Origin of the sequence: Hymenobacter telluris, assembly GCF_017313265.1 — a bacterium.
In the GTDB taxonomy this organism is placed as follows: Bacteria; Bacteroidota; Bacteroidia; order Cytophagales; family Hymenobacteraceae; genus Hymenobacter; species Hymenobacter telluris.
In genome coordinates, this window is sequence record NZ_JAFLQZ010000031.1 from 1 (window position 1) to 25917 (window position 25917).

Here is a 25917-nt window from a genome sequence, read left to right on the forward strand (position 1 = left end):
CACTAGAGGGTGAAATAGCGAGGAAGAGGAATGGTGGGTTAAATCCTCTGTCCGCGCTAACCGCGCGGCTTGAACATCAAACTCACCATCTCACCACTTCACTATTTCACCGCTATTCCATTACGGGTTTGCCGGTGCCTTCGTCCTCGGTGCTGCCATCGGAGTCGGCGGCTTCGTCTTTCTGCTTTTCGGTTTGCACGGCTGGCAGGGCTTCCTGATGAATCAGGCCGATGCTGGCGGCGTGTTCGGCGGCTTGCACCGTGTCTTGCACCAGCAGCATTTCCACTTTATCGGTGCGTAGTTCTTCGCTCACGCGCTCTACCATCGTGGCGCGGTCCACCCGGAAAATGTCGCGGATGTAGATGGCCAGGATGCGGCCGGGGTGGCGGCGCACCACTTCGCGGTAAATATTGGCGTCTTCCTGACCCGAGTCGCCGATGAGTACAAAGTTCAGTTTCGGGTAGGTGAGGAGCAGGTTGTCGATTTCCTTGAGCTTGTGGCCGTGGTGGGCGGTTTGGTGGCCGGGTTTCTTGCTGCCGATGCCAAAATCACGCAGCAAGAGTGGGCCCGGTGGTATCTTGTTCAAAGCCAGGAAGTCTTCCAGCAAGTCATACAGGTTCCAGGGCGAGCTGCTGACGTAAAAGAACGGGTTGTTGCGCTTGCCGTTGCGGCCCAGCTGCAAGGCCCGGTAGAACTCGGCCACGCCCTTGAACGGCAGCCGCGAGTGGGCATTGCGCACCAGCACCATGCGGGCCATGCGCAATAGGTTAGTAGACGAGGTTTGAATCACCGTGTCGTCGAGGTCGGAGATGATGCCGTACTCGGCGTCGTCGGGGGGGATGAGCACGGGGGCGGCGGCGCGCAGGTTGGGCGGTGCGCTGAACGGGTGCGGCACCTTTTCCAGCAGTACTTCCACGGGGTACCACATAAAATCAACGGGCTCGGGCAGCACCTTGGGGGCCATGTTCAGGGTGAAATAGCCTTCGCCATCGGTTACCACTGGGTGGTCGGTGCCTTCGGCGTCCTGGACCAGCATTTGCGCGCCACTGATTTCGTTGCTCTCGAAGCGGCGGTACATGTTCAATAGGTTCTGGAAGCGCGAATCTCCTTCGCCGGGCTCCCCAATGCCTTTGTCGGTCAGCAGGCGGCCCTTCACGTAGAGGCGGTCGGGGGTGCCGTAGCTGCGGTAAGGCACAATCTGGAGCGGGTGCAGCAGCCCCAGGCGGGCGCGGGTGCGAGTCAGGAAGTCGTCGGCGCGGTCGGCCAAGTCACCAATCTTGTTGAGTATAGACATACCGGCAAGTACGCGGGAAATCAAAAAATGATATTCCAGCCTCTGTAAAGCGGCTCATGGGGGTGCAACTTGCAGCAGGCAAAGAAAAAGGCCAGCCGAATGAACGGCTGGCCTTTCTGGGCAAGGTAAGCTGGCCTGCCCCAGCGGCAGGGAGGGGGCTGAGGCTACAGAATGCGCTTCAGCTCGTTGAAGTTGTCGTTGGAGGTGGTGCGCTGCCGGCAGTTCAGCTCGGTGGCTTTCGTTTGAATGGCTTCAATTCGGGAGCCGGGGTTGGGGTGGGTGCTCAAAAACTCGGGTACGTTGCCGGTGCCCTGTGCCTCCGACTTGATGAAGAAGCCCGCTGCGCCATCGCAGGCGTAAGTGGTTTTGTTGAGGTAGATAACCGAGTACTGGTCGGCTTCCTGCTCGAACTCGCGGCTGAACTTCAACTGGCCCAGGTTAGCCGCCAAGGATACCAGCTGGCCCGGGTTGTCGCCTACTACCAAGCTGAGGAGCAGGCTAATACCATATTGCTGCTGAAGCTGGCGCGAAGTATGCCGCCGGTCGGCGTGGGCAATTTCGTGGCCCAATACCCCGGCTAATTGGTCTTCGCTTTCCAGAAACTTAATCAGCCCCGAAAACACGTAGATGTGGCCGCCCGGCGTGGCAAAAGCGTTTTGAATGGCGTCGTCCTTGATGATTTTCACATCCCACGGAAAGTCGTTGCGGTACTGTAGCTCACCTGAGTTCAACACCTTATTCACTACGCCATCCAGCAACGTGTAGGCCCGCTGATTGGCGGCGGTGCTGCGTTCCAGTAGTTTGTTCTGGGCGCGGTACGTCGAGTCGGTTTGGGCGGCTACCTGCTCCCCAAGGGCTTTGTCGTCTTCAATGGAAAACAGCACGGGGTTGCCATTGTCGTCGGTGCAGGCGGCGGTGCTTCCGAGAGTGGCGGCCAGGGAAAGCAGAAGTAAGGGACGGAGTGCAAAAAGACGCATCAGGAAATGCTGGTTGAAGGAAAAAGTGATAACTGGACTGCGTCTAGAAAAAACAGTGCCAGGACTGCCGATACGGAGCGTACAGGCCGCATGTTGCGGTTTTTAAAACACCAAGGCTAGACGGCAGAAAATCAGGCAGAAAGATTTTAGGATAAGCGGCCTGGCAGCCTGCAAATGCTTTTAACGCCCCGAACAACAGGCACAGACCTGAAACGGCAAAGACCTTTCCGCAGTATCTGCCGTACACAAATTCCCGCCCGCTGTACTAGTGCGGGCGGCACCTCTTTTCGTTTCTGATTTCTATGGCTACTGACACCCACCCGCGCACCAAGATTAAAAAGAAGCGCCTCGCCCCGCTGCCCGATTCGCACGAGCTCTACAAGGACCCCGCCCGGCAGGCCGAACTGGCCGGCCTGCGCTACCGCACCGATGCCAAGCCGGCCTTCACCCGCAAAGCCGGCCGCAACGGCAATTTCGCGTATTACACGGCTAAAGGTGAAAAAATCACCGACGAAAAAACGCTGGCTCGCATTGCCAGCTTCGTGATTCCACCGGCCTGGACCGACGTATGGATTTCCGATTCGCCCAATACGCACTTGCAGGTAACCGGCCACGATGCCAAGGGCCGCAAGCAGTACCGCTACCACCCTGCCTGGGACCAGGCCCGCAGCCTTACCAAGTTCAGCCGCTTGCGGGCGTTTGGAGAGAAGCTGGCCGACCTGCGCCAGCAGATGCAGAAAGACCTGAACCGTCCGCAGCTCGACAAAACCAAGGTTATAGCCTTGGTGCTCATGCTCATGGACCGGTCCTATATCCGCATCGGCAACAAGGAATACGCCAAGGAAAACAAAACCTACGGCCTCACCACCATGCGCGACAAGCACGTGCAAGTGAGCGGTGATAATGTGCGGTTTTCCTTCGTAGGCAAGAAAGGTGTGGCCCACGACCTTACGTTGCACGACCGAAAACTGGCCAAGCTGGTGCAGAAGTGCAAGGAAATCCCGGGGCAGCACCTGTTCCAATACTACGCTCCTGATGGGCACCGGGCCGAGCTGGAATCAGGCGACGTGAATGAATATTTGCAGCAAACAACCGGCATGGCGCTATCGGCCAAGGATTTCCGCACTTGGGGCGGCACCGTGAAGATGGTGGAGTGCCTGGAAGCGGTTATCAACGAAGAGCCGGACTTCCCGAAGCCCAAAACCCTGAAACGGGCCCTGAAAGATGTGGCGCACGAACTGGGCAACACGCCCACGGTTTGCTCGAAATACTATATCCACCCGCAGGTGGTCGAGCTGTTTAATTCCGACAAGCTCATTGATTACCTGCGCCGCCACGACGCCGACCCCGCCAAAAACGACTTGCTGACCCCCACCGAACACATGGTGCTCGACATGCTGGCGGAGCTTGAAAAAGTTAAAAATTAAGAAGTATAAGTTAAAAGTGGGCCGTTCAGCGAGCTTTGACAATGAAGCTGTTTAGGAAGTCTGAAAAACATAAAATGGAGGTCATGCTGAGCTTGCCGAAGCATCTCTACCGCTTTGTCTGAACCGTTGCAACGAAGCGGTAGAGATGCTTCGGCAAGCTCAGCATGACGGTCCAGCAACTTCCTAAACAGCTTCAATGCATCGAACGGCCCACTTTTAACTTATACTTCTCAATTTTTAACTGATTTTATCTACCAGAGCCGTCCCGGTCGAAGGCGTGAGACGTGACGCCGTGGGAAGTTTTGTCCTTCAGCTCGGGCGCGGGCTCAAACTTATTGTTGCGGGCCGTATCGTAAAACCGGGTTTTGCGGCGCCAGCCCTTCACGTGCGACTCATCGATGACTTCGTCTTCCTGAGGGCCGCCGTAGATGTTCACAAACGGGCTGCGCCGTACTGAGCCGCGCACTTCAAATACGTCGTCGCCCTGCAAGCCGTAGAGGTTGATGTGGCGGGTGTAGGCAGGGTTGAAGCTGCGCCGGTACAGCAGCGAATCAGTTTTGGTTTCCTTCTTACTATTAGGGAGGCGGTAGACCGATACCAGCGTGAGCGTGTCGCTGAGGCGGTCCACTACAAACCGCTCCTCTTCATCGGTGCCGGCAATCAGCACGCTTTCGGCCCGCAGCCGGTAGAACTCGGCGGCGGCTTGCGGCAGGGCGTCGCGCCGGGCCCGCAGGTCGGCTATCATTTCGGCCCCTTCCCGCTGGAACACCTCCCGCGGCAAACCCTGACGAACGGCTTTTTCAATCACCGAGTCGGTAAGCCGGCCCTGCAAGTCGCGGGCGGTGAGCAGGTAGGCGTTGCGGTTGAGTTCCGTTAGCACGTGCTCGTCGAGGTAGCGGGCATTGCGGGTGTAGCCTTCAATACTTGCGTAGCGCGGCCCGAAGCTCTGGAACTTGGGTACTACTTTACTGGCCAGCCACGAAATCAGGCCATCATCGAACCGGAAAAACACTTGGTCCCGGTCTTGCGGAACAGGCTCCCAACGGGTCTTGCCCTGCGCTTGCGGAAAAGCGGCCCAGGTCCACTGTCCTTCGTGCCGGTCCCAGTCGCCGAGCAGCAAATCGAGCAGCCGGGCCCGCAAAAACGCCGCTTCATCTATCGTGTTCTGGCTCGAAGCGTAGCGCTTTTCCAGCATATTGTCGCTTTCTTCCAGCTCGGTAGCGCCCGGTATGCGGCCGGCAATGTTCACCCGGTCCTCCAGCTTCTCCTCCAGCAGCACTACGCGCCCCCGGTACAGCTCCGACGCTTTGCCGAGCCTGTTCTCATCGGCCCGCACGTAGAAGGGGCGGGGAGTGGTATGCAGCACTCCGGCGGCTTCGGCCAGCGTGGGCACTACAAAAGCGCCGTAGGGGTGCCCGGCCGAAGTAGCATCGCGCACCAAGTTCAACACAAAGGTGTGGCGCAGCACTTTAGGCAGCGTACGGTACGGGTTCTTATCAATGGAGCGGAGCGCGTAGCCTTGGCCATTCGGGCTAAGCACGGTCATGCTGGTCGTTTGAAACCCGCCCCCAATTTTGCCGGGCTGCAAGCCTCCTGGGACTATGGTAGCCGGGTTCAGTACTGGCAGCGTAACCATCTGGGTCCAGGCCGGCCGGTGGTGGGGGCCCAGCAATATCCGCCCAATTGGCCCCCGTTGGTAATGCCGGCCGGCGGTTACACGGGCACTGTCGGCGCTGGCGGCCAGCGGTGTTGTGTCGGGCCGGGCATCGGGCTGAAAGAACTTCTGGCGGGCACAGCCAGCGGCTACTAAAAAAACGAGGGCAAGCGGGTAGGAAGGATTCATGCGGGGCAAAAAGCGCGGCGATACTCCTTGAACGCAGATACCGACTGGTGGTTAGTTATGGGTGTGCTATTGGCTGCTAATCTGGTTTGTAGTGTTGAGGTTGCGGGTTGCCAGCGTATTCATTTACGAAATAGCGCATTAGGTTAACCCCCGCAGCCCCGTTTGCGGTATAAGGCAGGTGCCCGGCCTTATGGCGCTACTACATTGTTCCGTGTTACTTCCTTTCATCTCGCGTCGGGTTTGGTTTACTGGTTGGCTATGTTCCTGGGTGATGTGCCAGGCGTGCACCGCGCCGGCGTCACCGGTTCAGGCTTCCGTTCCCGCCCCAATTCAACCCGATTCCACGGTGCGGGTAGCGGCGGGGCCACAATACGAACGGTCGGCGTTGCACCAGTTTTTTTGGGGGAAGCACTACCGAAAGCTGTGGGGCCTGCCCGTTACGGTGCCGGTGTTCAATTTGCGTACAGCCGTGCCCGGCGGCCTAACGCCGATACGGGAAGGCGGGTCGTTTCAAACCAAAAACCTGCGCCTAGTAGCCCCCGATGGCCGGCAGTACGTGTTGCGCTCCGTGGATAAAGATGCCACCAAGGCCTTGCCGGAGGAACTGCAAAACGGCCCCATTGGCCGCCTGATGAAAGATCAGACCAGCGTCATCAACCCCTACGGCGCCTACATTGTGCCCACCCTGGCCGAAGCCGTAGGCGTGTACCATACCAACCCCGTGCTGGTGTACGTAGCCGACGACCCCGCGCTAGGCGAGTTCCGGACGGCGTTTGCCAACGCCTTGTACTTGCTGGAAGAGCGCCCCGAGGGCGACCAAAGCACGGTAGCTAGTTTCGGCAATTCCAGCCTAGTAGAAAGCTCCCGCCGGGTATTCACCAACCTGCTAACCACGCCCCAGTACCGGGTGGATGCCCGCCCGTATCTGCGGGCCCGGCTGTTTGATATGTGGCTCGGCGACTGGAGCCGGCGCGAAGACCAGTGGCGCTGGGCCAGCTTTCCAACTCCCTCCAACGGAACGCAGTACCGCCCAATTCCGCGCGACCGGGACCACGCCTTTTTCAAGTTCAACGACGGGCTGCTGACTCATATTATTGGGTGGGTGAAGTCCAACTACCAAACCTTCGACGAGGATATCAAGCTCAACGACGTAGCCGGCCTCAACCGCGCTGCCGAGCCCATGGACAAGTCGCTGCTGGTGTACCTCAACCGGCAGGATTTTCAGCAGATTGCCGATTCCATGCAGCGGCAGCTGTCTGATGCCGTTATCAAGCAGGCGCTGGCCGTATGGCCGCAGGAGGTGTATGCGCTGGCCGGGGAGGAGTTCAACCGCAAGCTCCGTAGCCGCCGCCAGCAACTACCAGCTGTGGCTAACAAGTTTTATGAGCTGCTGGCCCGGCACGTGGAAATACCCGGCACCGATGCTCCCGAGCGGTTTGTAGTGGAAGCCCCCACCCCGCAACAACTCCGAATAAGCGTATATCAGCGCGGTTGTGCCTGCCTGGACAGCTTGATAGGGCAGCGCGTATTCAAAACGGGCGAAACCAGCACGGTAAAGCTGTTCGGGCTGGGCGGCAACGACGTTTTTGAACTGCGGGCACTCCCCACTTCAGGCATCACGCTAAGCATTTATGATGGGGCCGGCCAGGATGTGATAACCGCACCATTGGAAAAAGCTCCTAGCCGGACGCGCATCACCGTCTTCGACAGTGGCGACGGTAACAGTATTCGGGTGCCGCGCCCCGTGGAGGTAGAAAAGTACGTGCCCGCTGCCACCGAATTTGATGGAGCTGGTTGGCTGCTTCGGCATCGGCTCTTCTAAGGAAGGCGCAGGTTAGGCATACTACTGCCAGTCGTACGAACGATACCATTACCTTTGCACCTCTATTCTATTCGATGCAGCAATTTTCCTCGCCTGATTACCTGTCTATTTCCTACCGCGACGACTTGCGTATGCTAGTAGCTCGCTGGATGCGGCCGGTTTCAGCCTTGGAAACCCGCGAAGGCTATCAGGCTATTCTGACAGCGGGCCAGCACTTCCAATGCCCGTTCTGGCTGCTCGACGCCCGCCGGCGGCTGCCCGCCGATGAAGAAACCACGCAGTGGGGCCTCTACGAGTTTTTTCCGCAGCTCAGCGCTAAGCTCGGCAGCCGGGTGTATATGAGTCAGTTGCTTTCGCCTAGCTACCAGTTGCTTACCCAGGCTATTCCGGCCTTTCAAGAACTCGAAAGACAGCCTACCCAGTCGTATATGATGCGGCGCTTCAACGACGAAGCCCAGGCCGTGCAATGGCTGCGCGAATGCCAGAGCAACATCATAACGCAGTAATTGCCTCGGCCCTCCGGCTACTTCCTCAGTCTATCCGCAGTTCCTAGGTAACCTCCTGCGTGGCTAGAAGGATAGCTTCAGGCTGTGGCGCTCTATAATGGCTCGCAAGGCCACGCAGTACCAGTGGCGGCCGCGCGGGCCTACCCAGCGGTAGCGGCGCTGCATGTGGTCGATGTATTTGGGCTCAGTAACGGAGGCGCTGGACGGGGACGGTAAAAGTTGGCTCATGGCAAGGTAGAGTTGTAAGTAATTGATATGCTGTAAAGCTAAACTTTTGACCTACCCGTTGTCAACCTGATTTGTATCACATGAATATGTGATGCCAGCCCTGCTTCTGTCACCTTGCTTCACAAAAAAAGCCCGCCGCAGGTATGGCTACCTGAGCGGGCTTAAACCGGAAAGCTGACTTGGCTTTAGGCCGTGGTGGTCTTGAACAGTTTCACCTTGTCTTTGTGCTTGGTGCGCAGGTACTGCCGGATAATCTGCTGCACGTCTTTGTTGTCGTTGTAGCGTGTAATCACCTCTTTGAAGTCGTTGATATTGCGGGCCGAGAAGGTTTCATCCACGTAGGCAAAGCCCAGATACCGGCCGTTTTCCACCAGCACCACTGTCTTTTCCAGCTCCGAGCGGCCTTTGCCAATCACCACAAACGAGCCGTGCTCATACGTAAACGACTCAATGGCCTGCTCCACGCGGGCATTGTACTCATCGGCGGGCTCTAGGCCAATGCAGGCACCGTTGCAGCGGTGCACCTGGTAGTCAAAGCAGGAGCCGGCGGTTTTGTACAGGTCGCAGAGCTTCTGGCAGAGGTTGAACTTGGCCACTTTATGAAACAGGAAGCCCTTGGCCTTGTACTGGTTGCCCAGCGCAATCAGCGGGTGCGACTCGGCGTGGTCGTCGGCGCGGCCGTAGTAGAGGCGCTTATAGCCGTTTTCGTCGGTGCGCAGGAAAATACCGGCCGGAAACACCGAGCGGCGCTGGGCCCGGTTGTACAGCGGCTTTAACCGCTTGATTTCGTGCGACTCATATAGCAGCGCCACCAACTCCGAGCCGGTCAGTTCCCAGGTAATGTCGGAAATAGAGTTCTTGAACTCGATGCTCTTGCGCGACTTGTAATCAATGGCGAAGTGCTGCAAAATCCGCTTGTAGATGTTGATGCTCTTGCCCACGTAAATCACCTCCCCCGCCTCGTTGTGGAAGTAATACACCCCCGCCGAGTGCGGCAGCGTCGACATTTTGGCCGGTGTGATGTTGGCCGGTAACAGCGCCGTTTTAATAGCTTCCTGCACTGCCTTAATCTTGCGGGCCGAAGGCTGCTTGGTTGTCACGGCATCCTCGGCTCCAGTTACGGGCCGGCGGCCGCTCGGGGCGGTGGCATCCACGGCCGCCAGCGTATCGGCCGTCGAAATGGTGGGGTTGCGCAAAGCCTCGTCCTGCTGGCTGATTTTCAGGAGCCGGTCGAAGAGGATGGCGGTAGCGGCAGCGTCGCCGGCGGCGCGGTGGCGGCCATTCAGCGGAATCCCGATGTTCTGGCAGAGCTTGCCCAAGCTGTAGCTAGGCTGGCCCGGCATCAATGACCGGCTCAGGCGCACAGTGCACAGCGTTTTGCGCGAGTAGTTGTAGCCTAAGTCGGCAAATTCTTTCTTTAGAAAGCTGTAGTCGAACCGCACGTTGTGCGCCACAAACACGCAGCCCTCCGTCATTTCCACCACCTTGCGGGCCACCTCATGAAACTTGGGCGCGTCGCGCACCATATCGTCGGTGATGCCCGTGAGCTGGGTGATGAAGAACGGAATAGACCGGCCGGGATTGAGCAGGGTTTCGTACTGGTCGACCACCTTTTCGCCATCGTGAATGAAGATGGCTATTTCGGTGATGCGGTCCTGTGCGGGCTGGCCCCCGGTGGTTTCAAGGTCAATGATGGCGTACAAAAGCGGCGCGGTATCAGGTAATAGAATGAGCTAGAGCAAGTAGTAATGATAACAAAGATAACCCTACGGATGGTTGCGTTATGAAGAAAACCAGCGTGCTAGTAGGGGCAAATACGTAACAGAATGGCGTTTCAGGGCACAAAAAAAGGCCCGCATAGTGCGGGCCTTTTTAATACAAGCAAGGGTTGTAGCTTAGCGTACTGCCGATTTCTGCTGGGTAATCCAGTTTTTAGCCGACAGAATTTCGCCGTGCTGCTTCTGGATTACGGTGCGGGCTTCAGCAGGCAACTCGTTTGATTTCAATGCCGTTTCGTAGGCCGACAGCGCCGTAGCGTCGCCGGTTTCGCACTCGCCCAGAATTGCCGCATCATCCTGGCCGGTAATGGCCGATTTGATGTTGATCCAGCCGCGGTGTACGGCAGCGGCAGCATCGGCGGCCAGGCCTTCAATCGTGTTGGTTTCTTCTGGGTTGATGCCGTACTGCTGCGCGTGCTGCGACAATTCCGAAGCGAACTGAGCGCGCTGCTGGCTCATTTTGCTGAGCTGTGATTTCAACTCGCCGCTCGATGCTTCTTCGGCAGCTTCCTGATAGCCTTTGGCGGCCGTTTTGTTGATTTCTACTAGGTCGTTGTAAGCGCGGGCGGTTTCGCCGGTGATGGTAGCCATGATTGGAAAATTTGGTCGTGGAAAGGAAGGAATGCCGACAGCCGATAGCCGTCTGGCTTGGTGTGTTATACCTTCCCAGCCAACAACAGGTTGCCGGCTGCTCAGTATAAAATTTAGGTTTGTGCCCTAAACCAGCTGAAAACTCGGCAGCTAGGCCCAACCGGTAGTTGGTTGGCAGTGCGTTCGATTAGCGCTACTTTTGGGCGGCCCGGCCCGGTGGTCGGCTGCTATGTATCCGGTCCGTTCAAGCCGATATAGACTTGCTGCTTTATTGCGTATGAAGGTTTCTGAAGTTCTGCCGTCGGCCCCGCGTTTGCTGAAGTTTCCGCAAACCGGCGACGCCCGTACGGGCTTCACCACCACCGCCACGCCCCCAACGCTGCCGTTTCAGGTGGCCCGCACCTACTGGACCTACCTCACGCCCGACGAGGTATTGCGCGGGCACCACGCCCACCGTGCGCTGGAGCAAGTGCTGTTTGCTGTGAGCGGCAGCCTGGAAATCACCCTGGAAAACCCGGCCGGCACGCGCCTGCACTTCACCCTCACCCAGCCCGACGAAGGACTGTACCTGGCTGGCCTCTACTGGCGCACCATCCGCTTCCACAATCAGGCGGTGCTGCTTTGCCTGGCGTCGCAGCCGTATTCCGAAGCCAGCTACATCCGCGACTATGCTACCTTCCGGAGCATGGCCGCTCAGCCGCTGGCAGTATGAGTGTGCCATTGGCCGCTGCTGATGCCCTGCGAGTGGAAGCCTACACGCCCGCTCAGGCCGCCGTTTGGGATGCGCTGGTAGCGGCTTCCACCAACGGTCCGTTCCTGTTTGCCCGCACCTTTCTCGACTACCACCAAGACCGATTTATAGACCACTCCTGGCTGGTGTGGCAGGGGCCAAAGCTGCGGGCCGTATTTGCCGCCGCCGTGGCCCGCACTACCACCGAGTTAACCACGCTGGTAGCGCACCCCGGCCTGGCCTACGGTGGTTTGGTAACTGCCGCAGGTGTGAAGTACGCCGAAGCCGCCGCCATGCTGGACTTGCTGCGGGCAGCCTGGCAGGCAGCGGGTTTTCAGCACCTGCTGGTGAGGCCCGTGCCCCGGGTTTTCTGCCGTCAGTTTTCCGAAAACCAGGTGTTTTGGCTACATCAGCAAGGTGCCGTGCTCAGTAATCGGGAGCTGAACTCGGTGCTGGATTTAACGGAGCCCGTGCGCATTGGTACCTGGCGGCGCGGCAACCTGCGCAAAGCCCGCTTGCACGGCGTGGCCGTTCGGCTAGCCTCCAACGCCGACTATGAGCCCTATTGGCAATTGCTCACCGAAACTCTGGCCGAAGTGCACGGCCGCCAGCCGGTGCATACGTTAACCGAAATCAGCCGCCTCCGCGACCAAAACCCCGGCCATTTAGAGCTGTGGGGAGCGTGGCTGGGCACCGAGTTGGTGGCTGGCGTAGTGGTGTTTCAGGACAAGCGGCAGGGCTTCGCGCACACGCAGTATATTGCCGGCAACTCCCAAGGCAAGCAAGTAGGAGCCGTTGATGCTGTGTTGGCCCATCTCATCAAGGAAAAAGCAACCCAGTACCGGCGGCTGTCTTTCGGTATTTCCACGGTGCAGGGTGTTGTAAATCCGGGCTTGCTCAATCAGAAGGAAGGATTTGGTGCCACCGCCGAACTGATGGACGCCTACCGCTTGGCGCTTTAAGCTGCTTCGGAACTCACAAAAAACGGCGGCTGCCCATGGGCAGCCGCCGTTTTTTGTGGTATGGTGTTGAGCTATGTTTACGACGGTGCCCCTCTGAGCCTGGCCCAAAGCTTGGCAATGGTGCCGGGGCTTTGGTTGCCGGGTTTGGTGGAGTCTTCGCCCTCGGCCGTGTCGCCGAGCAGGAAGCCCCAGGGCTCGGTGGTTTTGTTGGAATCCAGCACTACCTTGATAACGGCCATCAGCGGAATGCTCAAGATCATGCCCGGCGTGCCCCACAGCGCGTTGCCCAAAATCAGGGCCAGGATGGCGGCCAGCGGGTTGATGCTTACCTGCGAGCCGGTAATCATGGGCGTAATGAAGTTGCCTTCCAGGAACTGCACCGCCACAAACACTCCGATAACACCCGCTGCTTTCAGCGGCGAGCCGGTTTCTACCAGCGTAATAATGGCCGGCAGGGTAGCCCCAATCATGATGCCGATGTAGGGAATGATAGCCAACACCGAGGCGAAAATGGCGAAGAAGATGGCGAATTTCACCCCCAGGGCCAGCAAACCAATGCCATTAAGAATAGCCACAATGGCAATAACCTTCAGCAAGCCCGAAATGTAGGCCTGCACCACCGTTTGAATGCTGTCCACGGTGTGCAGCACCGACGTGCGCTTCTCCGGCTTCACAAATCGGAACATAAACTGCCGCAGATGGTCGCGGTACAGGAGCAAGCAGAAGATGTAGATAAACACCTGCGCCAAATTGCCAAGCACTGCCGACGTGGTGTTGAGCGTGGTGCCCAAGTACGAGCCGCCCGACTTTTTCAGGACTTTTAGCGTGGAATCTTTCACTTCTTCCAAGCTCATGGGCTTATAGCCAAACTTCATTTGGGCCCACTGTTGGGCGTTATTGAAAAACTCCATCAGCTTGGTTTGCAGCTTGGGAAGCTCGTCTTTGAACTGCGTGAGCTGTGAGCCGAAGCCTATAATAACGCCTGCAAAAATCAAGACTAGCACTAGCAAGCAAATGATAATGGCCCACACTCGGCCCACGCCGTGGTTTTCCAGCCAGCTGCACAGCGGCAGCAGCAGCAGCGCAAACAACGCCGAGAAAACCAACGGCAGCAGAATATCATCAAGAACGCGCAGAGTGTATACCAGCAGCACCGCGCCTAGCATGAAGAAGGCAAACTGAATGGCCGCCGACTGTTTTACTGGCTCACTGGGCTTATGGCTGGGCGGGGGCAAATGATGTTGGGTAGAAGGGGGCTGCATGTGCTAAAATTATTGGGAAATCTGAGAGAAGGAAACTTTGATTTTCAGCGACGAAACGGAACAAACAAGGAAAAAAGGCGCGTTTAGTGTAAACAAAAGCCAAGGTTTTGCTAACTTGGCTAGCGAAATGAGGCGTGGAAACGGGGGATTTTCTGCGTTATTTTACCTTGAATCTGATTACTGGTTTTCCTGATGGCTGAACAAGAAGCACCTATCGTTGCCGTACCCGACCATGGCTACACCGAAGACAGCATCCGGTCCTTGGACTGGCGCGAACATATCCGGCTGCGGCCCGGCATGTACATCGGTAAGCTCGGCGACGGTTCAGCTTACGATGATGGCATTTATGTGTTGGTAAAAGAAGTTATCGACAACTCGATTGACGAGCACGTCATGGGCCACGGCCGCACCATCGACATCAAGATATCCGACCATCGGGTGCAGGTGCGCGACTACGGACGCGGGATTCCGCTGGGCAAAGTCGTCGATGTGGTAAGTAAAATCAACACCGGCGGCAAGTACGACAGCAAAGTCTTTCAGAAGTCTGTGGGCTTAAACGGGGTTGGTACGAAAGCGGTTAATGCGCTTAGCAATTACTTTCTGGTGCAGTCGGTGCGCGACGGGCTGATGAAGGCGGCGGAGTTCTCGCAGGGCAACCTGGTGCAGGACCCCAAGCCCATCAAGACCAGCCAGCGCAACGGCACACTGATGACCTTCCAGCCCGACGATACGATTTTCCGCAACTACCGTTTCATCCCGGAGTACCTGGAAAATCAGATCTGGAACTACGTTTATCTGAACGCCGGGCTGACCATCAACTTCAACGGTCAGAAGTATTACTCCGAGCACGGTTTGCTGGATTTGCTGGCCCGCAAAATCGACGAGGAGAGCCGCCGCTACCCGATTATCCACCTGAAAGGAGAGGACATCGAACTGGCGCTTACCCACGGCAACGACTACGGCGAAGAGTACTACTCGTTCGTGAACGGGCAGTACACCACCCAAGGCGGTACGCACTTGGCCGCCTTCCGGGAGGCCGTGGTGAAAACCCTGCGCGAGTTCTACAAAAAGGAGTACGACGCCGCCGACATTCGGGGCTCCATTGTGGGGGCTATTTCGGTGCGGGTGCAGGAGCCGGTGTTTGAAAGCCAGACTAAAACCAAGCTCGGTTCTATCAACATGGGCCCCGATGGCCCCACCGTGCGCGGCTTCATCCTCGACTTTGTAAAAGAGCACCTCGACAACTTCCTGCACAAGAATCCGGAAACGGCCGACGCCCTCAAGCGGCGCATCGAGCAGAACGAGCGGGAGCGGAAGGATATGGCCGGCGTGAAAAAGCTGGCCAACCAGCGCGCCAAAAAAGCCAATCTGCACAACCGCAAGCTCCGCGACTGTCGGTTCCACTTCGGCGAAGGCAAGCAGGAGGCCGAGGCCCTCACCACGCTCTTCATCACCGAGGGCGACTCGGCCTCGGGCAGTATTACCAAGAGCCGCAACGTGGAAACCGAGGCGGTGTTCAGCTTGCGCGGTAAGCCACTGAACTGCTTTGGGTTGAAGAAGAAGATTGTATACGAAAACGAGGAGCTGAATCTGTTGCAGCACGCCCTCAACATCGAGGAAGGCATCGAGCACCTGCGCTACAACCGCGTGGTAATTGCCACCGACGCCGACGTGGATGGCATGCACATCCGGCTGCTGCTGCTCACGTTCTTTTTGCAATTCTTCCCCGATTTGGTGCGCAATGGCCACGTGTTCATCCTGGAAACGCCGCTGTTCCGGGTGCGCAACAAGAAAACCACCATCTACTGCTACAACGAGCAGGAAAAGCAGAACGCCATGCGCAAGCTGGGCCGCAACCCCGAGGTAACGCGCTTCAAAGGTCTCGGCGAAATCAGCCCCGACGAGTTCGGCAAGTTCATCGGCGACAACATCAAGCTGGAGCCCGTCATTCTGCAATCCGACCGTTCCATTCAGCAGGTGCTGACTTACTACATGGGCAAAAACACGCCCGCCCGTCAGGAATTCATCATCGAAAACCTGCGGCTGGAGAAAGACCTCGTAACGAGCGACGTGCTGCCGGTGGAAGAAGTGCCCGAGGAGGATTTGGCGTAGAGTATAGTTTTAACCTTCTGTTTGGCGGTGGCTAGAGCTGCTGCCAAAGCAGGAGAGAGGTACAAGAACAATAACCGTGGCAAGCGCCACACCCCGCTGTGTCAGAAGAGAACAACCCCCAAGACCTGAATGCTGAAGAGCAACCCAATCTGTTTGGTGCCGGCGACTCGTTTGAGTTCGGGACCGACTCCGACGCCCCCGTGCCAACCGAAGAAGCGGCGCAATCGGTGGTAAGTGAAGCCGGTGAGCTGCTGCTATCCGAAACCAGCGGCGACGTGGAAACTATCACGCAGCCCGAGCCCGTAACCGAGGAAGTAGAAGAGCAACCCAAGTTCGCGCCCGGCGAAACCATCCACGACGTAGCCACCGTGAACGGCATGTACCAGAACTGGTTTCTGGATTATGCTTCCTACGTGATTCTGGAGCGTGCCGTGCCCGCCATTGAAGATGGCCTCAAGCCCGTGCAGCGGCGTATCCTGCACGCCATGAAGGAGATGGACGACGGCCGCTTCAACAAAGTAGCCAACGTCATTGGGCAAACCATGCAGTACCATCCCCACGGCGACGCCTCCATTGGCGACGCTATGGTGAACCTGGGGCAGAAGGACTTGCTGATTGAAACCCAAGGCAACTGGGGCGACATCCGAACTGGTGACGGTGCCGCCGCGCCGCGCTACATTGAGGCCCGTTTAAGCAAGTTTGCGCTGGATGTGGTGTTCAACCCCGACATTACGGAGTGGCAAATGAGCTACGACGGCCGCAAGCGCGAGCCTACCACGCTACCCGTGAAGTTTCCGCTACTGCTGGCGCAAGGCGTAGAAGGCATTGCTGTGGGCTTGAGCACTAAGATCATGCCCCACAACTTCCGCGAGTTGTGCAAAGCCAGCATCGACGTGCTGCGGGGCCGCGACATTCAGCTGTTCCCCGACTTCCCAACCGGCGGCCTCTGCGACGTAACCAACTATAACGGCGGCTTGCGCGGCGCCAAAATCCGGCTGCGCGCCACCATCGAGAAGGTGGACAAGACCTTGCTGGTCATTCGGGATATTCCGTACGGCACCACCACCACGGCGCTGATGGAAAGCATCGTGAAAGCCTCGGAAGCCAACAAAATCAAGATCAAGAAGGTGGTCGATAATACGGCGGCCGAAGTGGAAATCCAGGTGCACCTGCCTACGGGCGTGTCGCCGGACCTGACCATGGACGCGCTGTACGCCTTCACCGACTGCGAAATCAGCATCTCGCCCAACACCTGCGTTATTATTGAGGATAAGCCGCGCTTTGTGGGGGTAGAGGACATGCTGCGCCTGAGCACCCAGAAAACGCTGCGCCTTCTGGAGCGGGAGTTGGAAATCCGGCAGGACGAGCTGGAGGAAAAGTGGCATTCGGCTTCATTGGAGAAGATTTTCATCGAAAACCGCATCTACCGCAAAATCGAGGAGTGCGAAACCTGGGAAGATATTCTGCAAACCATCGACGCCGGATTGCGCAAGTTCGTGCGCATTGAAGGGGAAAAGCCGAAAGCCAATGATACGCGCATTGTGCTGCGCCGCGCCATTACCGAGGACGACCTGACGCGCCTCACTGAAATCCGCATCAAGCGCATCAGCAAGTACGATGGCTTCAAGGCCGACGAGTACATTCAACGCCTGGAAACTGAGTTGGCCGAAGTAGCCGACCATCTGGCCAACCTCACGCGCTACGCCATCAACTACTTCGAGGGCCTGCTGAAAAAGTACGGCCAGCACCGGGAGCGGAAAACCCAGCTGCGCACCTTCGACGTGGTAACGGCTCAGAAAGTAGCCGTGGCCAACCAGAAGCTCTACGTAAACTACGCCGATGGTTTTGTGGGCTACGGCCTGAAAAAAGACGAAAAGGCGGTAGCGGTAGCCGACTGCTCCGACCTTGACGATATCATTGCCATCCGCCGCGACGGTTCGTTTACGGTGAGCCGCATTGCCGAGAAAACCTTCGTGGGCAAGGATATTCTGCACGCCGGCGTATACAACAAAAACGACGACCGGCTGGTGTACAACATGGTGTATCTGGATGGAGCCTCGGGCATTGCCTTCGCCAAGCGCTTCCTGGTGTCGGGCATCACCCGCGACAAAGTGTACGACCTCACCAAAGGCACCAAGGGCACCAAAACGCTCTATCTCACGGCCAACCCCAACTCCGAGTCGGAGGTGGTGAGCGTGCAGCTTAGCGACAAGGCGCCGGCCCGGGTGAAGCAGTTTGATTTCGACTTTGCTGAGTTGGCTATCAAAGGCAAAGGCTCGATGGGCAACATTGTGACCAAGCAGCCCATCAAGAAAATCGTGCAGAAAAGCCGGGGCGACTCGACGCTGGGTGGCCGCGAAACGTTCTTCGATGCCGTAGTAGGCCGCCTCAACACCGCCGGCCACGGCCGCTACCTGGGTGCTTTCGATACCGAGGATAGCATTCTGGTAGTGTACAAGGATGGCTCGTACGAAATGAAATCGGCCGACCCAGCGCACCACTTCGATGTGCCCAACATTGTGCTGTTGCGCAAGTTCGAGCCCAATACGGTGCTGAGCGCGGTGTACGTAGATGGAGACACTAAAATTCACTACGTCAAGCGGTTCAAGATTGAAACCAGCACTTTGGAGAAGCGCTTCATCTTCATATCAGAAACGAAAGGCTCCAAGCTGCTGGTTGCCACGGCCTACCCCGAACCAGTAGCAGAAATCAAGTTCCAGCGCGACAAAAAGGCCGACAAGGAAACCGAGAAATTGCTGCTGCACGAGTTCATCGACGTGAAAGGCTGGAAGGCCATGGGCAATAAGCTCAACTACTACAAAATCCACAGTGTAACGCTACTCACCGACGAAGGCCCTGACCCGCAGCGGCGGGAAGCACCCAAAAAGCGCGGCCCCCGGCCCGACACCGATGCCGCCGGCGCTGCCAACGGTCAAACGGGCCCATTGCCAGAGCTAACCGGCCCCGTAGACATATCAGCCGACGATGTAGCTCAGGCCCAGGCCATTCTGAAAACGCCTAAGTCGCAGCTCAAACTGTTCTAACGCAACGCCCTGCCGCAGCCCGGCAGGGCGTTTCACTTAGTTAAAGGAGTTTCAGAGTCGGTGTACAGGTTGAACGAGGTAGGGGCGGGGCTGGCCCCCGCCCCTACGCCTGCGCTTTTCAACAATTCCGTTCGATGACGGGCGGGGGCAACCATACCTTACCCTGACTCCAAAATCGCACTGGCTGCGTGCATTCCAACCAATGCAGGCATGCCACGCAGCATGAACTACCGCCATTGCAGGCTGCGTTAGGAATGCTGCTGAGCGCCAACCAATCAGGAAGCTAAACTGAAAAACTGCGTATTTGGGGTAAAAGCCGCAGTTTTGTGGCGGAGTCTGTATGAGGAAGCTGTTCGTTTGTTTGTGGGTAGTGGTTGTACTGATCGGGCTGAATGCCGGGCCAGCACATGGGCAGTTCCGCAAGCCCAAACCCAAGCCTAAAGCCCCGGTCGAGTCACCAATATCCAGCGAGGTGGCAAATCTGCTGGCCGAAGCCCGAACGTTACAGGCCCAGTACAAAGAATCGGAGGCGTTGGCCAAGTACGAGCAGGTGCTGGCCAAGGCGCCGGCCACGTACGAGGCGCTGTGGCAAGCGGCCGTGCTCAGCGTCCGGATTGGGGCCCGTTACACCGACGAAACCCGGAAGCTGGCCTACTTCTCGGCTGCCCGGCTCTACTCCAGCCGGGCCTTGGTGGTACGGCCGGATGGGGCCGAAAGCAATTATGCCGAGGCCTTGGCTCTGGCCAACCAAGCCACGCTGGTTACGGCCCGCGCCCGGCTGCTGGCCTATCGGGAAATGAAACCGTACGTCTTCAAAGCCGTGGAGCAGCGCCCCGATTTTGCCGACGCCTGGCAGCTGCTGGGCCGCTGGCACTTCCGCGTCGACCACTACAGCCTCATTGAGCGAGTATATTCGCGGCTGTTTTTGGGTGGTACCCCCGATGGCGCCAGCAGCAATGCCGCCGTGAATGCCCTGCTGAAAGCCCACGAGCTGGAGCCGCAACGCATCCAATATCCGTATGACCTCGCACGCATTTTACTCAGCCAGAAGTTGCGGACCCGCGCCGTGGCCGCTCTTCAGGACGCCGTGGAAATCACGCCCGTGACAGCCGAAGAGTTGGAAATCAGCCGCCGCTGCCGCAAGCTGCTGGTGCAGCTCAACCGCAAGATGCTCAAGCAAGTGCAGAACCGCGTGCGGGAGTTGGAGTAGGGCAGGAGCCCGTTGCTGATCCAGATGACGCTTGACCTCTGGTCATGTGGTATCTTTGTAGTTATCGATTGTATTTCGAGTTCACCCTGTTGTTTGTGGCTTTTTCGCGCTTCGTTTTCCGGCTGTTACCCTTACTCGTGCTCGGCGGTGCCATGGCTTCTTGCGGCAGCAATACCGATGAAGAGGAACCCGAAACGATGGTCAGCCTAACCACGGTGCAGAGCGGCCCCAAAGTGCAAGCCGAAGAGCTGGACGGGGCCATCAGCCGCCAACCCCGGAATGCCTCCCTGTACGCCCGCCGAGCGGCGTTTCGCCTCGATGCCGGTCAGGTAGAACCCGCGTTGGTAGACATCAACCGCGCCCTCGATTTAGATGATGCTCCCGGCGAGTTCTATTTCACTAAAGCCCGCGCGCTTCGGGCCCAAGGCAAATACCAATCGGCCTTGGCGGCGGCCGACGTGGCCTCACAACGGGGGTATGCCTCCGTCGAGCTGAACCTGTTAGTGGGTGAAACCCACCTGGCGGCACGCCACTACCAAACCGCCATCGACTACCTGGACCGCACTTTGCAACAGGAACCCGACCACACGGCGGCCCTGTTTTATAAAGGCGTGGCCTACATCGGCCTCCAGGACACAGTGCAGGCCTTGGACTACCTACGGGCCAGCCTGGCCCGTGACCCGCGCCAACCCGAAACGCTGCATCAACTGGCGTTTCTCTCCAATGCCTTCCGGCAGCCCGCCAACGCGGCTATTTACGCAGCTCGTGGCCTGAAACTGGCCCCCACGTACGGGCCACTTTGGTACGACTATGGCCGCCAGTTCGAACTGCAAAACCAGCCCGATAGCGCCACCCGCATCTACGCCCGGGTTGTGCAGCTCGATACCACCTTCTACCGGGCCGACTACCGGCTGGCCATGGCGGCCTTCAAAAACCGCAAGTACGACGCCGCAATTCCGCATTTGCAGCGGGCCCTGCGTCGTTCGGTGCGGTTGCTGGGTGCTCGCCAAATGCTGGCCGAAAGCTACGAGAGCCTCGGCCGCTACCAGGAAGCCGCCGACCAATACCGCCTGCTGGTAGTGGAAAACCCTGGCAACCGGCACTGGACTTATAAAGCCTGGAAGGTTGGGAACCGCGCCCAAGGCATCATCGTGGATGAGAGGCCCCAGCGGGCAGCGCCAGTTGAAGAGCAATTAGAGCCCATATCTCCGTTGCGTCCGGGGCTTTAGCAGTTAGGGAGTTGGAAGCGGTGAAGTTGTGCCGTGGCCTTGTGCATAATGGGTAGCCGATTTCACAACTTCATCTTTCACAACTTCACCCTTTCCGTAACTTGCGGCTTCACGGCTGTTTGTATAGCCATTATCAACTCCATTCAATGCTCAATATCACCCTCCCCGACGGCTCGGTGCGCCAGTTTGTAGATGGCGCCACGGGCTACGACGTTGCCGCCGGCATCAGCGAAGGCCTCGCCCGCAATGCTCTCGGTGTCCGCGTCAATGGCGAAGTGCGCGACCTGCACCGCCCCATCGAACAGGATGCCGACGTGGCTATTCTGACCTGGAACGACCAGGACGGCAAAAGCACCTTCTGGCATTCGTCGGCCCACTTGCTGGCCGAAGCTCTCGAAGCCCTGTACCCCGGCGTAAAGCTCGGCATCGGTCCCAGCATCGAAAACGGCTTCTATTACGACATCGACTTAGGCGAAGGCCGCACCATTTCTTCGGAAGATTTCCCGGAAATTGAGAAGAAGATGCTGGAGCTGGCCAAAAAGAAAAGCCAATACGAGCGGCGCGCTGTAAGCAAAGCCGACGCCATTGCCTACTTCACGGAGAAGGCCGACCCCTATAAGCTCGACCTGCTGGAACGCCTCGATGACGGCTCCATTACGTTTTACACGCAAGGAGACTTCACCGACCTTTGCCGCGGGCCGCATATTCCGGATACCAGCCCCATTAAGGCAGTAAAGCTGCTGAACGTAGCGGGTGCCTACTGGCGCGGCGACGAAAAAAACAAGCAGCTCACCCGCATCTACGGCATCACCTTCCCGAAAGCCAAAGAGCTAACGGAGTACCTGGAGAAGCTGGAAGAAGCCAAACGCCGCGACCATCGTAAGCTGGGCAAGGAGTTGGAGCTGTTTGCCTTCTCCGACAAGGTAGGAGCGGGGCTGCCCCTGTGGCTACCCAAAGGCACCGCCCTGCGCGAGCGGCTGGAGCAATTCCTGCGGCGTGCCCAAACGAAAGCTGGCTACTCGCCCGTCGTGACGCCTCATATCGGCTCGAAAGAGCTGTACGTGACCAGCGGCCACTACGAAAAGTACGGCGCCGATTCGTTCCAGCCCATCAAGACGCCAAACCCCGGCGAGGAGTTCTTTCTCAAGCCGATGAACTGCCCGCATCACTGCGAAATCTACAAAACCAAACCCCGCTCGTACCGCGACTTACCCGTGCGCTTAGCTGAGTTTGGCACGGTGTATCGTTATGAGCAGTCAGGCGAGTTGCACGGCCTGACGCGGGTGCGGGGATTCACGCAGGATGATGCGCACATCTTCTGCCGGCCCGACCAAGTAAAGGAAGAGTTCCTGAAGGTAATCGACATCGTGCTGTACGTGCTGAAGGCGCTGGAATTTCCTGACTTCACGGCGCAGATTTCCCTCCGCGACCCGGAAAACAAAACCAAGTACATTGGTTCAGATGAGAACTGGGCCCGCGCGGAAGCGGCTATCCAGGAGGCTGCCGCTGAGAAGGGCCTTAACACCGTAACTGAGTTGGGCGAGGCGGCTTTCTACGGCCCCAAACTCGACTTTATGGTGCGCGACGCCTTGGGCCGCAAGTGGCAGCTCGGTACGATTCAGGTGGATTATAACCTGCCCGAGCGATTCGAGCTAGAGTACGTAGCTTCCGACAACTCGCGGCAGCGCCCCGTTATGATTCACCGGGCACCGTTTGGGTCGCTGGAGCGGTTTGTGGCCGTGCTCATCGAGCACTGCGGCGGTAATTTCCCGCTGTGGCTCTCGCCCGAGCAATTCGTGGTACTCCCGATTTCCGAGAAATACCATGACTACGCTCAGCAGGTGTACGATACGCTGGTGCAAGCCGAGCTACGCGGCACCGTTGACCACCGCGACGAGAAAATCGGCCGCAAAATCCGCGACGCCGAGGTTTCTAAAGTGCCGTACATGCTGATTGTTGGCGAAAAGGAGCAAGAAAACTGTATCGTTTCGGTGCGCAAACACGGCGAAGGTGACGTAGGCGCCATGCCCATCACCGACTTTGTGCAGGACTTTCAGGCACAAATAGCGGCCATGATGGACGGCAAAACCAAATAAAATTTGTTTGTATAGAGTAGCTGACGAGGTGGAAGTATTCGGTTTCCTGAAGCCAGGCGCCTTGTCAGTTGCTCCATCAAACTATTCTTTTTCAAAAGCTCATGGGCAATTTTATATAGCCTTCTTTGAGCGTTTGGAAAAAATGGCGGATATTTGCCCGCTGATTGAACCCATTGAGCCTGTCTCATGTCGTGTCAATCTTAGCAAGACTATTTAGCTCACCCTCAAGAGAACCAAGCCATAGCTACCCCAAACCGCCGCTATATTCCTCGCGCTCAGGTCGAGGAGCCGTTTAAAATCAATCAGAAGATTACGGCTCGGGAAGTACGCCTCGTTGGTGACAACATCGAACAAGGCATTTATTCAATTGAGCAAGCCCGGCGTTTCGCGCAGGAGCAGAATCTCGACCTTGTAGAGATTTCGCCTACTGCCGTGCCGCCCGTTTGCCGCGTCATCGACTACTCGAAATTCAAATACGAGCAGAAGAAGAAGACCCGCGAACTGAAAGCCAAGCAAACCAAGGTTATCCTGAAGGAAATCCGTTTCGGACCCAACACCGATGACCACGACTTTGCTTTCAAGCTCAAGCACGCGCAGGAATTCTTGAAGGAAGGCGCCAAAATCAAGGCGTACGTGCATTTCGTGGGCCGTAGTATCGTGTTCAAGGAGCGTGGCGAGATTTTGCTGCTCAAATTTGCCCAGGCCCTTGAGGACTTGGCCAAAGTAGAGCAGCTGCCCAAGCTCGAAGGCAAGCGTATGTTCCTGTATCTGGCTCCTAAAGCTATTGCTCCCGCTAAGCCTAAGCCAGCTGCTGCACCCGTTGCCAAGGAAAAGGCAGGCCAACCAGCTGCTAAAGCTGCGCCGCAGCCAGCTTCCGGCTCCGCCGACGAATAAGTGGTTTTTCAATGGCCTCGGCCATCTTGTACGCTGGCGCACCGGCCCTAGGCAGCCGACCGCCGCAGTTTTATTCACTTCTTACCCCCTTCACAATGCCGAAAATGAAGACTAAGTCCGGCGCCAAAAAGCGTTTCACGCTGACCGGCACGGGCAAAATCAAGCGTAAGCACGCTTTCAAAAGCCACATTCTGACCAAAAAGACCACCAAGCAAAAGCGTAATCTGACGCACATTACCTTGGTGAGCTCGGCGGACATGAACCGCGTGAAAGACATGCTGAACATGTAATACCGCTTATTGATTGCTGGCTTCCAAAGTATGAGCTATACAATCAACGAGCAGTGATTACCCATTAAAATTTTCAACCAGGCGTCCGGCTAAACCCAAAGACAAGACGAACCGTTCTGTCGCCGGCCGCCAAAAACTAGCAGGTTATGCCAAGAAGTGTCAACCACGTGGCCTCGCGCCACCGTCGGAAAAAAGTAATGCGTTTGGCGAAAGGCTATTTCGGCCGTCGCAAAAACGTTTGGACCGTTGCCAAAAACGCCGTTGAAAAAGGTCTGCTGTATGCTTACCGCGACCGGAAAGCCAAGAAGCGTGAGTTCCGTGCCCTCTGGATTCAGCGTATCAACGCTGGTGCCCGTGAGCATGGCTTGTCGTACTCGCAGTTGATGGGCGGCCTGAAGAAGGCTGGCATCGACCTCAACCGCAAAGTGTTGGCCGACTTAGCTTTGAATCACCCTGAAGCCTTCAAAGGCATCGTGGAGAAAGTTAAGTAAGCTTTCGAGCTACCAACAAAAAGAGCCTGACCACTAAGGTCAGGCTCTTTTTGTTGGTGGTCAATGATAGATTACGAACAGCCATAATATGCACGCTTCCAAAAAGATTGATGGCGTCTGTGGCTCAAGTGGAATATTTCATAAGAAGAGGAACTGTAATCTCCTTCCGGTTGAGATTGATAGGGCTTGATTATTGCTAGTCCATTCATATTGTCTGATATTCTTTCTCATTCTTTAGTAGTATCCTATGCTAGCTTTCTTACTCTTGCGGGTGCTTCGTGGTGTGCCGTTTTTACTTGTTATCGGGCTACTGAGCTTGTCGTTTCACACTCAGGCCACGCACATCCGGGCAGGGGATATTCAAGCTAGTGTTGACTCCGGTGTAGGGGCCAATCCGCGCCGTGTGGTTTTTCGTCTGGTTCTTTATTGCCGTGAACCTGCTACGAATGTGGCTGATCAACCTACTGCTGCTATTTTCTTTGGTGACGGTACTTGCGACCAGAATGTTCCTAGAACTGCAAACGTGCTGCTAGGTCCTGATATTCGGCGTTACACCTACGATTTTGAGCATACCTATAATGCCAATGGGCGGTATCTGGTGAGTTTCATTGGGGAGAATCGTAATGCAGGTGTGCGTAATATGGATGATCCAATCAATCAGTCGTTTTACGTGGCTACCAGCGTTGTTATCGACCCTGGCCAAGGCGTAAACCGTTCGCCCATTCTAACCCGGCCGGCGGTTGATAATGCGGCCGTCGCAGAAGTATTTCAGCACAACCCTGGTGCCTACGACCCCGACGGTGACTCATTGGTGTTTGTGCTAGCCCCCAGCCGACAAGCTGGAATAGCATCAGACGTAGTTGGCTGCACTCCTGCTCCAGGTCCAGTGCCCGGGTTTCGCTATCCGAATAACCTATTCAGTGGCACAAATGGCACGCAAGTGCCTTTTTCTGGACCGCCGTTTTCAACAGGTGGTGGACAACCCCTGTTCGAGATAAACCGGCGTACGGGCCAGATTGTGTGGAACTCGCCGGGACAAGTGGGCGAGTACAACTTTGCCTTTGTGGTGCGCTCGTACCGGCGCACGGCGTTTGGCTACCGGCTCAACGACTCGGTGATTCGCGACATGCA

19 protein-coding genes and 2 pseudogenes are annotated in these 25917 nt (G+C 57.2%); 14 read left to right on the forward strand and 7 right to left on the reverse strand.

The features are described from left to right. Positions 1 to 112 precede the first annotated feature (112 nt). On the reverse strand, positions 113 to 1294 hold the full coding sequence (locus tag J0X19_RS24070) for an App1 family protein (protein ID WP_206986973.1): 1182 nt from the start codon (positions 1292 to 1294) through the stop codon (positions 113 to 115). Positions 1295 to 1458: 164 nt separating this feature from the next. Beyond that, positions 1459 to 2271, reverse strand: a complete 813-nt coding sequence (locus J0X19_RS24075; protein WP_206986974.1) for a M48 family metalloprotease — start codon at positions 2269 to 2271, stop codon at positions 1459 to 1461. A gap of 302 nt (positions 2272 to 2573) precedes the next feature. Here J0X19_RS24075 and J0X19_RS24080 point away from each other — a divergent pair, with 302 nt between their 5' ends. Then, positions 2574 to 3698, forward strand: a complete 1125-nt coding sequence (locus J0X19_RS24080) for a DNA topoisomerase IB (protein ID WP_206986975.1) — start codon at positions 2574 to 2576, stop codon at positions 3696 to 3698. A 247-nt stretch (positions 3699 to 3945) separates the two neighbouring features. Here J0X19_RS24080 and J0X19_RS24085 read toward each other — a convergent pair whose 3' ends face one another. Further along, positions 3946 to 5541: a hypothetical protein gene (locus J0X19_RS24085; RefSeq protein ID WP_206986976.1), complete on the reverse strand. Its 1596-nt coding sequence runs from the start codon at positions 5539 to 5541 to the stop codon at positions 3946 to 3948. Positions 5542 to 5752: 211 nt separating this feature from the next. On the opposite strand from J0X19_RS24085, the gene J0X19_RS24090 reads away from it, so the two are divergent. Next, the gene (locus tag J0X19_RS24090) at positions 5753 to 7363 is read left to right on the forward strand and encodes a hypothetical protein (RefSeq protein WP_206986977.1); all 1611 of its coding nucleotides are present in this window, start codon (positions 5753 to 5755) and stop codon (positions 7361 to 7363) included. Positions 7364 to 7437: 74 nt separating this feature from the next. Further along, a complete protein-coding gene (locus tag J0X19_RS24095; RefSeq protein WP_206986978.1) occupies positions 7438 to 7869 on the forward strand; it encodes a hypothetical protein in 432 nt (143 codons plus the stop codon). A 63-nt stretch (positions 7870 to 7932) separates the two neighbouring features. Here J0X19_RS24095 and J0X19_RS24100 read toward each other — a convergent pair whose 3' ends face one another. From J0X19_RS24100 to J0X19_RS24110, 3 genes are all read right to left on the reverse strand, one after another. Beyond that, positions 7933 to 8097, reverse strand: a complete 165-nt coding sequence (locus J0X19_RS24100; protein ID WP_206986979.1) for a hypothetical protein — start codon at positions 8095 to 8097, stop codon at positions 7933 to 7935. A gap of 185 nt (positions 8098 to 8282) precedes the next feature. Beyond that, complete coding sequence (locus J0X19_RS24105; protein ID WP_206986980.1) at positions 8283 to 9800, reverse strand: exonuclease domain-containing protein; 1518 nt, start codon at positions 9798 to 9800, stop codon at positions 8283 to 8285. A 192-nt stretch (positions 9801 to 9992) separates the two neighbouring features. After that, entirely contained in the window at positions 9993 to 10466 is a 474-nt protein-coding gene (locus J0X19_RS24110; protein ID WP_206986981.1) for a ferritin-like domain-containing protein, read from the reverse strand. 277 nt (positions 10467 to 10743) lie between these two features. Here J0X19_RS24110 and J0X19_RS24115 point away from each other — a divergent pair, with 277 nt between their 5' ends. Continuing rightward, the gene (locus J0X19_RS24115; RefSeq protein WP_206986982.1) at positions 10744 to 11178 is read left to right on the forward strand and encodes a sugar 3,4-ketoisomerase; all 435 of its coding nucleotides are present in this window, start codon (positions 10744 to 10746) and stop codon (positions 11176 to 11178) included. Further along, positions 11175 to 12158, forward strand: a complete 984-nt coding sequence (locus tag J0X19_RS24120; RefSeq protein WP_206986983.1) for a GNAT family protein — start codon at positions 11175 to 11177, stop codon at positions 12156 to 12158. Before J0X19_RS24115 ends, J0X19_RS24120 begins: the two co-directional genes overlap by 4 nt. A 77-nt stretch (positions 12159 to 12235) precedes the next feature. Here the strand turns inward: J0X19_RS24120 and J0X19_RS24125 are convergent, their stop codons facing one another. Further along, complete coding sequence (locus J0X19_RS24125) at positions 12236 to 13420, reverse strand: AI-2E family transporter (protein ID WP_206986984.1); 1185 nt, start codon at positions 13418 to 13420, stop codon at positions 12236 to 12238. A 192-nt stretch (positions 13421 to 13612) separates the two neighbouring features. Here J0X19_RS24125 and J0X19_RS24130 point away from each other — a divergent pair, with 192 nt between their 5' ends. The 9 genes and pseudogenes from J0X19_RS24130 to J0X19_RS24170 form a co-directional block, all read left to right on the forward strand. Beyond that, positions 13613 to 15532, forward strand: coding sequence for a DNA topoisomerase IV subunit B (locus J0X19_RS24130; protein WP_206986985.1), 1920 nt, complete (start codon positions 13613 to 13615; stop codon positions 15530 to 15532). 284 nt (positions 15533 to 15816) lie between these two features. After that, the gene (locus J0X19_RS24135; protein ID WP_394369137.1) at positions 15817 to 18576 is read left to right on the forward strand and encodes a DNA gyrase/topoisomerase IV subunit A; all 2760 of its coding nucleotides are present in this window, start codon (positions 15817 to 15819) and stop codon (positions 18574 to 18576) included. A 340-nt stretch (positions 18577 to 18916) separates the two neighbouring features. Beyond that, the gene (locus J0X19_RS24140) at positions 18917 to 19786 is read left to right on the forward strand and encodes a tetratricopeptide repeat protein (protein WP_206986986.1); all 870 of its coding nucleotides are present in this window, start codon (positions 18917 to 18919) and stop codon (positions 19784 to 19786) included. 68 nt (positions 19787 to 19854) lie between these two features. Further along, positions 19855 to 21015, forward strand: a complete 1161-nt coding sequence (locus J0X19_RS24145) for a tetratricopeptide repeat protein (RefSeq protein ID WP_206986987.1) — start codon at positions 19855 to 19857, stop codon at positions 21013 to 21015. A 146-nt stretch (positions 21016 to 21161) separates the two neighbouring features. Beyond that, positions 21162 to 23111, forward strand: coding sequence for a threonine--tRNA ligase (gene thrS, locus J0X19_RS24150; protein WP_206986988.1), 1950 nt, complete (start codon positions 21162 to 21164; stop codon positions 23109 to 23111). A gap of 240 nt (positions 23112 to 23351) precedes the next feature. Beyond that, a pseudogene (gene infC, locus J0X19_RS24155) lies at positions 23352 to 23909 on the forward strand (translation initiation factor IF-3); the annotation flags it as partial. Between the two features lie 191 nt (positions 23910 to 24100). Then, positions 24101 to 24295 (forward strand): 50S ribosomal protein L35, encoded by a 195-nt coding sequence (gene rpmI / locus J0X19_RS24160; RefSeq protein ID WP_022823087.1) that lies wholly within the window; start codon positions 24101 to 24103, stop codon positions 24293 to 24295. A gap of 146 nt (positions 24296 to 24441) precedes the next feature. Further along, the gene (gene rplT, locus J0X19_RS24165; protein ID WP_206986989.1) at positions 24442 to 24786 is read left to right on the forward strand and encodes a 50S ribosomal protein L20; all 345 of its coding nucleotides are present in this window, start codon (positions 24442 to 24444) and stop codon (positions 24784 to 24786) included. A 523-nt stretch (positions 24787 to 25309) separates the two neighbouring features. Continuing rightward, positions 25310 to 25917: pseudogene (locus tag J0X19_RS24170) on the forward strand (hypothetical protein); the annotation flags it as partial.

Coding starts and splice junctions, on each gene's coding strand:
- J0X19_RS24120 (WP_206986983.1), top strand. CDS start 11,175: ATGAGTGTGCCATTGGCCGCTGCTGATGCCCTGCGAGTGGAAGCCTAC.
- J0X19_RS24070 (WP_206986973.1), bottom strand. CDS start 1,294: ATGTCTATACTCAACAAGATTGGTGACTTGGCCGACCGCGCCGACGAC.
- J0X19_RS24125 (WP_206986984.1), bottom strand. CDS start 13,420: ATGCAGCCCCCTTCTACCCAACATCATTTGCCCCCGCCCAGCCATAAG.
- J0X19_RS24100 (WP_206986979.1), bottom strand. CDS start 8,097: ATGAGCCAACTTTTACCGTCCCCGTCCAGCGCCTCCGTTACTGAGCCC.
- thrS (WP_206986988.1), top strand. CDS start 21,162: ATGCTCAATATCACCCTCCCCGACGGCTCGGTGCGCCAGTTTGTAGAT.
- J0X19_RS24130 (WP_206986985.1), top strand. CDS start 13,613: ATGGCTGAACAAGAAGCACCTATCGTTGCCGTACCCGACCATGGCTAC.
- J0X19_RS24115 (WP_206986982.1), top strand. CDS start 10,744: ATGAAGGTTTCTGAAGTTCTGCCGTCGGCCCCGCGTTTGCTGAAGTTT.
- J0X19_RS24140 (WP_206986986.1), top strand. CDS start 18,917: ATGAGGAAGCTGTTCGTTTGTTTGTGGGTAGTGGTTGTACTGATCGGG.
- rplT (WP_206986989.1), top strand. CDS start 24,442: ATGCCAAGAAGTGTCAACCACGTGGCCTCGCGCCACCGTCGGAAAAAA.
- J0X19_RS24075 (WP_206986974.1), bottom strand. CDS start 2,271: ATGCGTCTTTTTGCACTCCGTCCCTTACTTCTGCTTTCCCTGGCCGCC.
- J0X19_RS24080 (WP_206986975.1), top strand. CDS start 2,574: ATGGCTACTGACACCCACCCGCGCACCAAGATTAAAAAGAAGCGCCTC.
- J0X19_RS24110 (WP_206986981.1), bottom strand. CDS start 10,466: ATGGCTACCATCACCGGCGAAACCGCCCGCGCTTACAACGACCTAGTA.
- J0X19_RS24085 (WP_206986976.1), bottom strand. CDS start 5,541: ATGAATCCTTCCTACCCGCTTGCCCTCGTTTTTTTAGTAGCCGCTGGC.
- rpmI (WP_022823087.1), top strand. CDS start 24,101: ATGCCGAAAATGAAGACTAAGTCCGGCGCCAAAAAGCGTTTCACGCTG.
- J0X19_RS24095 (WP_206986978.1), top strand. CDS start 7,438: ATGCAGCAATTTTCCTCGCCTGATTACCTGTCTATTTCCTACCGCGAC.